The sequence below is a fragment of the Thermobaculum sp. T2p genome (assembly GCF_059335935.1).
The window spans coordinates 22,725-31,534 of record NZ_JANZYQ010000024.1; the positions used below are offsets into that span (position 1 = coordinate 22,725).

Here is an 8,810-nt window from a genome sequence, read left to right on the forward strand (position 1 = left end):
CCACAGGTTGATTTTGAGAGTAGGGAACGTTGAGGCACGCCGTCAGACAGCTTTACCCTTGAACAGGCAATTGGAGGCTATAAGCACCGTCCAGGCCACGCCCCTTATAGACCCCGACAGCTGGCCCATCCAACTGCTCGCTTCCTCCCCCCAGATGTAGGTGCGGTAGCCCCTAAAGGCCCTGCCCATGGGCTGCAGCATGAGGCAATAGGCCATCCGAAACTGGTTAGCCCTGAGGTTGTAGTGCCTGGGAGGGCGCAGCATCCACTTTACACCCGACAGGCCATCCACGAGAACTCTCCTAACGCGTCCAGGAGACAGGGCCTCCAACACGTTCTGGGGCACCGGCGTACCCAATAGGGCTCGCGCCCGGTCGAGCGCAAAGAACGTGAGGATATCTGCCCGCCAGCTGCGAGCTATCTGCTCCACCCTGCCCCAATCTACGGGCTCGCGCCTTACCAGCCTATCGACATCCGCTAGGAGCCGGAGAAGTCCCGTGTCGTGCTTCGGCATGTGCAGGGCAAGGAACACCAACAGCTCCTCGGTTGGCAGATCGAGCATGTCCTTGCTGGCACACGCCCTCTCTACCCTCTCCCAGAGAGCGTGGACGCTGACGGGCACGAAGCGCGGATCAGTGAGGTTCCAGTGCAGCTCCACCACGTAGCTTGCCCGACCAGAGGTTCTCACCAGGGGAACACCGTGGAAAGGATGGTGCGCCACGCCAGGCTTAGGGTCTTCGAGGGGGCGATATCCCAAGCTCTCAAGCGTTCGATAGGCTGCAGCCCTATCCCTGGGCCGCACCAGGAGATCTATGTCTCCACACCTACGGGCATCCATGGCGGGATAGAGCCTCTTGAGCAAGGCCACGCCCTTGAGAGGTATAACCGAGAGGCCTCTGCTGATCAACTCCGACTCCAGCCTGTCAAGCTCGGCAGCAGCGGCCATGTTGGTCATCATCACGCTCAGCCTATGGGCCTTGACGTGCTGAGCCAACTCCTCCGGCAAGCGCTCAGCTACCATAGGCCACAGCGGGCTGTAGGGCAGCAGAGACACAACATCCTGTAGAGCGGCCAAGGAGATGAAGGCCTCCCAATCCAAGGCACCCTCGGCCATCATGGCTTCAACTTGGGGGCGGGCACCACAACCCGGGTCGCCGCTTACCAAGAGCAGCAGCAATCGCTCCTCAGGGGTGAGCTTGTATCCATTAGCCAACATCGCCCTCACCGCCCACCAGCCCCGTAGCAACCCGTGCTTTGGAAGCCAAGAGATCCTCGTAGACTCCCAGGTAGACCGCCTTCTGCTCGGACCACCTATAGCGGGAGTACAGCTCCGTAGCCCACCTAACCTGCTGCTCCCTTCTGACCGGATCTGCGGACAGTTGGATTATCGCCCTGGCGAGGTCCTCGGGGTTCCCGGGCTCAAAATAGGTCACCGAGCCCTCAGGGAAGTAGCGCTCGAACGTCTCCCACCGGGAGATGACCACGGGCACTCCCAGAGCCACGTACTCCATCAGCTTGTTGGGCAACACCAGGTCGTTCAGCATGCCCACGTAGCCCACATCGGCTGAGGCCAAGGTAGCTATCAACTCATCCAGCTCGACGAACCCCCTGAACTTGACCTTATTGCCCAGACCCAGCCGTGCCACCAGCTCCCGCAATCGCGCCTCGTATTCTCCCTTGCCGAATATCTGCAGCTCCACATTAGGGACCTCTCTAGCTATCTTGGGCAGGGCCTCTATGAGCGTCTGTATGCCGTACCTCTCGAGGATCGAGCCGTGAGTGACTATCCTAAAGACGTCTTCCTCTTTGTGCACCACCTCAGGGCGCCTAAATACGTTATCGTCGGCGGAATTGAGCACGACGGTAACCTTCGAGGGATCAGCCCCTCGGGACAGCGCCAACCTCTTGGGCAGCTCTTGCGTGACCAGCACATGATCGGCCAACTTATAAGCCAGGCCCTCCAACCATCCCAAAGCCCTCACCACTGGATGACGAGATGACAGCCCTTTGAGATATGCCAGCAGCTCGGGCATGTTGTCGAACACGTAGAACACAACGGGCGTACCTGTCAGCTTGGGCACGAGCGCGGTGAATATCAGGATGTCGGGCATGTTGTCCACCTCGACCACGTCGAACCTCCTGCGCAGGTGCAGCCAGCTCACCTGCAGGAAGGCAAGCAGAGCGAAGGCCGAGTACTCCCAGGCGTACCTCAGGGGCGAGCCCCGGCGGTGCTCCACGGGCATGCGGAGTACCCTCACCCCGTTCAACACCTCCCTGGAGGACTGTCCCTCTCGTCGCAAAGCCACTACCGTGACATCGTAGCCAGCCTGAGCTAGTGCCTCAGCATCACGCTTGACGTGGGTGTCTGGGTAGTAGTTATGGCGTATTATGCAGACCGATCTGCGAGCTCTATCTTCTGCCATGGACTGCGTACCTCTCTGTGACCTCTCGTTTCCCCAGCGCATGCTCGTAGACCTCCAGCACTCTCAAGGCGATGTTCTCCCGGGACAGATGGCCTATGCGCGACCTGCCTTCCGTGCGCTTGGGGTTAGAGAGCACCTTTACGAGGGCATCAGCTATGAGGACAGGATCACGCTCGACCAGGTAACAGCCCTCTGTACCCCCGATCACTTCGGGCACATCGCCCACCCTCACCGACACTACCGGCAGGTTGCAGGCCATCGCCTCCTTGACCACCATCGGGGAGCCCTCTAGGTCGGAGGTGAGCACCAGGGCATCACACGCGTTCATGTAGATCGGCACGAGGTCGTGGGGCTTCTTGGTGAGCAGCACCAGCTCGGCCTCGGGCATGTACTCCTTGACGTGTTCCATAGCGCGCTCCACCAGGTCGAACCGCTTCTCGGGGCGCCAGTAGTCGCCCGCCCACAGCACCAGGGGTTTATCCTGGGGCAGGCCGGCGCGTTCCCGCGCCTCTGCCCGGGGCATGGGGCGAAAGGTTTCAAGATCCACGCCGCAGGGGATCACCCAACCGTCCTCGTCGGCTAGGGCCTGCCTGACCTCCTCGGTGACGTGTATGACCTCATCAAAGAGCGGTGTCATGAGCTTGCAAAGTGGTGCCTGCCATGGGGGTTGGCCCAGCACCTCGGGACCGTGGTGGGTCAGCACGGTCTTGTAGCCCCACTGCGCTCTGGCCACCACTCCCGCCAATACGTAGTGCGCGTGGATCAGGTCGTACCGGTGCCGCAGCAGCCGCAGCCAGAACCTGGGGAAGGCCCACAGGTAGTTCCACGTGCTCTTGCGGCCGTTGAAGTACAGCACATCCACATCCACGCCCAGCTCCCTGAGAGACTCCACCTGGTCGTACACAAAGGTACCGAAGGACGGCATATCCTCCGTGGGATACATGTTGGTCACCACCAAAACCTTCACCTCGCGCCTCCTCGCCGCCAAACAGGGTCGGGAGTGTTCCTCTGGCTAGGGTTCGAGAGGAAGAGAGCGTTGAGCCAGGTCTCGAACCTGCTCATGTACAGGAAGAACACCTCCTGTAGGATGGAGTCGTTCACCTCAGCAAAATCACGGTCGCTGGCGACGACCCTTAGGCCGTACCTGCGGGCGATCTGGAGGTACATCTCTCGCTCGACCTCCAGATCCGAGTGCCAGGGCTCCTCCGGCTTGCGAGATCGTGCCTGCTGCGGAGACACATCTAGTAGGTAACCCAAGCCTGGGCGGGGCACAGCATGGAGCATGAAGGCCACAGCAGCCCTCGTGACCACGTCTTCGGAAGGGAGAGAAGCCCTAAGCTCGACAACGGAATCGTAGATGTAGCGATCGCACACCACTATCTTCCCGGTTCTAGCCCGTAGATGGGCACAGCACAGGTAGGTGAGCACCTGGTCCAAGGCCACTGCCCACGACCATCCCCACCTCAGCCAACGGCTGGACAGCGACCTGCGCCTGCGTCGGGTGGCATCCGCCTCCTGAGAGGTGCGCGAGCCCCCCAGCCTGCGCTTGAGGCGAGAGGCCAGCGAGAGCAGGCCCGTGGACCCTCCCCTAGCCCAGAAGTACTTGGCCTTCAGCTCGCACAGGGAGAAGGCCTCTGTGAGCGCTTTGGCGTGCACGGTCTTGCCCGCGCCATCCATCCCGCTTAGAGATATCACCATGCCTGCCTGCGGGCGCACCCTGGACTTCAACTTGATCCCCCAGATGAGGGTGAGTAGGGTATCCTTTAGTCTTTCCTGGCCGGAGCGTTCGAGATCGGACGCTATCTTGCTGTAGTAGAGGTACTTGCAGAAGAGGTAGGAGAGGTCCAACGGGAGATCAAGGTGATCTGCGGACCTAATATCCTCCAAACGCTTACGAACGATGCCTTTGGACCCTGCTATCGCTTCAAACTGCGCTAAGCGTTGGGGAGGTATCAGGCTCTCGCCGAACACAGCTCTCTCTACCCAATCGTACACTAGCAGCAGGAAGGCCAGGCCATCCTCCCAGCCGCGACGGCGGGCCACCGAGAGCATGTAGTCCCAGTCCAGGTAGCCACCTCGAAGTTCTAAGGAGTGTCTTACCCTCATAACGTCCACCAGCCTTAGCTCCTTGTTCTCGTAGCAGGCGTGCGCTAGGTTGATAAGGACAGCATCCTCTGGGGAAGGGACATTTATGCCCGGATCATCTGGAGCCACCCGCATCCTATCCCATACTGCCTCGTCGTCCAGGAAGCCCACGAACCAGGCTATCCGCTCGTGCACGTGGATAGCCGACACACACCTGCCACCACGGAACCTGCGGAAGAGGTACTTGCCGGGCTCCTCGACATTGCGCACCTCCACGTATCCCATAGCTCGGAGCACTTCCCTGGCCGTATAGGCATCTCGTGGCCGGAAGAGCACGTCTATGTTGTCGCTGGTGTGAGGGAAAGATGGGTAGTTACCAGCCGACTTGATCATCAAGCACTCGATCCCAGCCTCAAGCCAAGCCAGGCGAGCCAGCTCAAACTCCCCACGCTGGGTATCGTACCAGGTGCGCTCCTCGCACAGAGCCTCTACAAACTCCGAGGACTCTCGCAGCCAACCCGGAAGGGTATGAGACAGCGCCAACAGAGGGTATTTGTTCCTCCGCAGCCAAGCTATCAACTCGGTCACCGGGCTTTCGTCAGTCGGCAGGGCGAACTGACCATAACGGAGGAACTGCAGGAAGGCCTCCATGTTGGGAGAGAGCTCTACCCTGTGGGTACTCGCCAGCACCATCACCTTGCCTCCACGATCATCGCGTGCCGCCTTCTTGCTGCCTCCAACACCCTTCCAAACCCCTCTTCGATGGATATGGCAGGTTTCCATCCCAACAACTTCTGTGCCTTGCTTGGGTCAGCATAACGCGCCTGTACCCCTACAGGCTTGTCTACCAGGGGCTTGATCTCGGGCTCGTATCCTTCCAGGCGTGCGAAGATGGCTGCGACCTCAAGAAACGTCGTCAGCTTGCCGGAGCCTATGTTGACCGCGCTGCCGTCGCCTATCACCTCCACGGCACGCAGCATCGCCTCCACACAGTCATCGATATGCACGAAGTCCCTTCCCTGCTGGCCGGAGCCCCAGACGATGAGGGGATCTTCCCTTCGGGCGGCACGTGCTGCGATCGCAGGCACTGGGTAGGACTCGTCTTGATCCTCACCATAGCCTGAGAAGGGCCTGACGCAGGCCACGTGTAGGCCGTACTTCTGAGCTGCTATCCTGGAGAGATACTCTCCAGTGAGCTTGGCCCAGCCATAGGTCATGTCGGGCATGCCCAGACGTCCCCTCTCGAAGTCGATCATGTCCTCCCTCAGGGCAACGTGTCCCTCGCTCTCCTGCATGTGTATAGGGTAAGCAGCGCTGGAGCTGGCGTAGAGTATCCTTGCAGGCCTAGCCTTTATCGCCCAGTTGAAGAACTCCGCATCTATGGCCAGGTCCGTGGCCACAGCAAGCGGATCGCCATCTATCTTCATCCGCCCCCCCACCACGGCCGCCAGGTGAAACACCAGGTCGAACTGCGGCAGCTTGCGCGCCACTTGAGGAGAGCTTAGCAGCTTCCTAACGTCCCCTTGCACGAAGACTATTCTGGATCCCTTAGGCAGAGAGTACTTCAGAAAGCCCTCATCTGTATAAGACCTGTAGGTCTCGTCCAACCAATGAACCGGAGAGGTGCCCGTCGAAAGGTCATCTATCACCCACACTTCCCAGCCATCATCCACCAGCCTTTGGAGGACATGCCTGCCGACGAACCCGCAACCTCCCGTAATTAGAGCCACACCCACGTCCATGCTATATCTCCTCTAGCTTCAACACGTCTTTCGAGTTGATCAAGATCTAACGATCGCCTCCTGGCCAGCACGTTTGATCTCAGGCTCAGGCAGCCATTCTTCTCCCATACACTGCTGCAATAGCCGAGAGGCAATAGCTTCCCATGTGTATGGCGCCACTAGCTGTCTATTGCCCCCAGGCCTGATACCCACCATATGCTGTACCGCCTCCAACAATTCATCTTCAGAGTCGCAGAACCGTATGCCCGGATGCCTCCCCATACCAAACACGTACTCGAGGCCACCAAAGCGCGTTGATACCACGGGGAGATCGCAGGCCATCGCCTCCAACACCGAGAGCGGTACCTCCACTGAATTGTCGGTGGACTTGACGGGGAACAGATAGCAGTCCGACATTTGATAGAAGTGCTCAACGTGCGGCACATACTGCGTGATCACTCGCACGCCAGCATCGCTCAGCTCAGCTCCCAACTGCTCGTCCTGCTCGGTGCTCGAGCTAGCCACCAACACAGCCTGCAGTCCCAGGCGAGCTACCTCCCCAAGTAAGGTCACTCCCCTGCCGCGAGCTAGATGCCCCACGTGCAGCACCAAAGGCACATCCCATCGAAGTCCATAAAGCTCGCGCAGGGCCTTGCGCTCCTCCTCAGAGACGGGGGCAAACACCTTGCCGTCTATGCCGCTTGGGAGTAGCAGGCAATCGCGCCCCAGGGCCTGCAAGTACTCTTGGTTGCTGTTTGACTGCACGCACATCAGCATATGTGGTAAAGCCTTTATCACCATTTGTTGCCATCTGGGATGTCTGCGTGTCTGCAGTGCGAACATCAGCATCTTGGATCTGCGATGGTAGATACGCAGCAGCGCAGCCCTCAGGAAGGAGAAGAAGGTGGCAGAACCTCGAGAGGCGTAGATCACCACATCAGGGTCAAAGGCTCTGAGATGCCTCCACAAGCGCCAGCTTAGGAAAGTCTTCCTGGCAGGCACATGCACCACGCCAGGCAACTCCACCGGCCCTTTGGTGGAGATAAGCCTGGTGTCAGCCATCTTACTTAGCGCGCGAGCCAACTCCCAGGTGAACTTCTTCACACCCTCATCCGGAGGGCCAGAGAGGTCGTCGCTGATCACACAGACCCTGATCGCTTTGGCCTTAGCTGACGTCAACATATCCTCCTCACCGGGAACTTACGTATGCAGTGTAGCTATGAAAGGTCAACTCGTAGTTGAGCCAACGTAAAGATCGAGTTGAGCCAATGCGCCTTCCCGCGAATCACAAGCTGGACGGTATCTCAACCGTTGCTCAACCTCTTGCATGCAGAATATGCAGGGTATTCCTATGAAACATGGAGGTGACTTATCCACGCATGTCCACAGAGCCCAGAGTGTCCGTAATCATACCTTGCTTCAACCGAGCACATCTCCTGCGCGAGTGCCTGCTGTCATTAAGGGAGGTTGCATCACCCGACTGGGAGGTCATAGTAGTCGACGATGGCTCCACAGAGAACATAAGAAGCGTGGTGGAGACAACGATGCCCACCGCCAGGTACATTAGGCAAGATAACCAAGGGGCTGGAGCTGCAAGGAACACGGGCATAAAGGCCGCGCGAGGCAGGTACATCCGGTTTCTCGACTCAGACGATTACCTGCTGCCGGGGGAAGGCTTGCAAGCCCAACTTGACCTCATGGAAGCCGACCCAGAGATCGGCCTGGTGTACGGACAATCCATCAAGGTGAACAGACTGGGCAAAAACACAGGCGTTCGCAGATCCCCCTGGGGTACAGGAGACTACGTACGCGACGGCCTGGAGGAGATGTCAAAACTGCTGTTCTACAGCTACATGACCACGTCCACCACCTTGGTGAGAAGAGCCGCGCTGGAGGACGTAGGGTTGTTCAGGGTTGACCTACCCACTGGAGAGGACTGGGAGCTGTGGCTGCGAATAGCACGACGCTATAAGGTGGGCTACATCGATCTACCCATATCCTTTTATAGGGTGCACCCTGAAAGCATCACTGGTGGGAAGAGCCAGGCTGAGCAGATGTTGCGAGTACACAGGCGGGTGCTGGATGAGCTGTTCAGCGACCCCAAGGTCACAGATTTATACGCTCACATGCTGCCCGAGCTGTACTTGGACATCGAGTTAAGGGCCGCGCACTCAGCATGGAGATCTTTGCAGCCCAAAGAATGTAGGAGGTATACACTTAGGGCCCTGATGAGCTCTGTGAAAACCCGCAAATGGGGGTACGCTCTGGGAAGCGTCAGGATGCTGACGGTCAGCATCCTGCCCTTTCATGCAGAGGCATCTTAGCAGGGCCAGCCGATGTTTGGCAAACTTCGCAAGCATAGATCCGGGAACTAGTGAGGATACTCGGCATCATCACTTCCTCACCCCCACTAAATCATAGACAGCTGCGATGGAGAAAACGACGCAGAGAGGAGAGCAATGGAAGAAGAGAAGAACAATCGGCATGTGAGAACGTTCGAGCTTGATGTCAGTCAGCTTGACGAGTCATTGCGAAGGTTCGTACGCACCGAGCCGGTCAAGGTAGGGGTATGCGTAGTTACT

7 protein-coding genes are annotated in these 8,810 nt (G+C 58.7%); 1 reads left to right on the forward strand and 6 read right to left on the reverse strand.

Annotation, left to right across the window (positions count from 1 at the left end):
• Positions 1-42: 42 nt before the first annotated feature.
• Genes N2245_RS11405 through N2245_RS11430 form a run of 6 tightly spaced genes read right to left on the reverse strand, consistent with a single transcriptional unit; the run spans position 43 to position 7,407 of the window.
• Positions 43-1,215: a nucleotidyltransferase domain-containing protein gene (locus N2245_RS11405; RefSeq protein ID WP_494536869.1), complete on the reverse strand. Its 1,173-nt coding sequence runs from the start codon at positions 1,213-1,215 to the stop codon at positions 43-45.
• Complete coding sequence (locus N2245_RS11410) at positions 1,205-2,464, reverse strand: glycosyltransferase family 4 protein (protein WP_494536862.1); 1,260 nt, start codon at positions 2,462-2,464, stop codon at positions 1,205-1,207. The genes N2245_RS11405 and N2245_RS11410 overlap by 11 nt, the downstream gene beginning before the upstream one ends.
• The gene (locus N2245_RS11415; protein WP_494536863.1) at positions 2,409-3,389 is read right to left on the reverse strand and encodes a glycosyltransferase; all 981 of its coding nucleotides are present in this window, start codon (positions 3,387-3,389) and stop codon (positions 2,409-2,411) included. The genes N2245_RS11410 and N2245_RS11415 overlap by 56 nt, the downstream gene beginning before the upstream one ends.
• Complete coding sequence (locus N2245_RS11420) at positions 3,386-5,200, reverse strand: nucleotidyltransferase family protein (protein WP_494536864.1); 1,815 nt, start codon at positions 5,198-5,200, stop codon at positions 3,386-3,388. Before N2245_RS11420 ends, N2245_RS11415 begins: the two co-directional genes overlap by 4 nt.
• Positions 5,200-6,249 (reverse strand): NAD-dependent epimerase/dehydratase family protein, encoded by a 1,050-nt coding sequence (locus N2245_RS11425; protein ID WP_494536865.1) that lies wholly within the window; start codon positions 6,247-6,249, stop codon positions 5,200-5,202. The genes N2245_RS11420 and N2245_RS11425 overlap by 1 nt, the downstream gene beginning before the upstream one ends.
• A gap of 39 nt (positions 6,250-6,288) precedes the next feature.
• The gene (locus N2245_RS11430) at positions 6,289-7,407 is read right to left on the reverse strand and encodes a glycosyltransferase family 4 protein (protein WP_494536866.1); all 1,119 of its coding nucleotides are present in this window, start codon (positions 7,405-7,407) and stop codon (positions 6,289-6,291) included.
• Between the two features lie 200 nt (positions 7,408-7,607).
• Between N2245_RS11430 and N2245_RS11435 the strand changes: the two genes are divergently transcribed.
• Positions 7,608-8,552: a glycosyltransferase family 2 protein gene (locus N2245_RS11435; protein ID WP_494536867.1), complete on the forward strand. Its 945-nt coding sequence runs from the start codon at positions 7,608-7,610 to the stop codon at positions 8,550-8,552.
• The last annotated feature ends 258 nt before the right edge of the window (positions 8,553-8,810 follow it).

What these genes read in the sequence shown, in the direction of transcription:
- N2245_RS11410 (WP_494536862.1), bottom strand. Translation starts at nt 2,464, where the DNA reads ATGCGCTGGGGAAACGAGAGGTCACAGAGAGGTACGCAGTCCATGGCA.
- N2245_RS11405 (WP_494536869.1), bottom strand. Translation starts at nt 1,215, where the DNA reads ATGTTGGCTAATGGATACAAGCTCACCCCTGAGGAGCGATTGCTGCTG.
- N2245_RS11425 (WP_494536865.1), bottom strand. Translation starts at nt 6,249, where the DNA reads ATGGACGTGGGTGTGGCTCTAATTACGGGAGGTTGCGGGTTCGTCGGC.
- N2245_RS11435 (WP_494536867.1), top strand. Translation starts at nt 7,608, where the DNA reads ATGTCCACAGAGCCCAGAGTGTCCGTAATCATACCTTGCTTCAACCGA.
- N2245_RS11420 (WP_494536864.1), bottom strand. Translation starts at nt 5,200, where the DNA reads ATGGTGCTGGCGAGTACCCACAGGGTAGAGCTCTCTCCCAACATGGAG.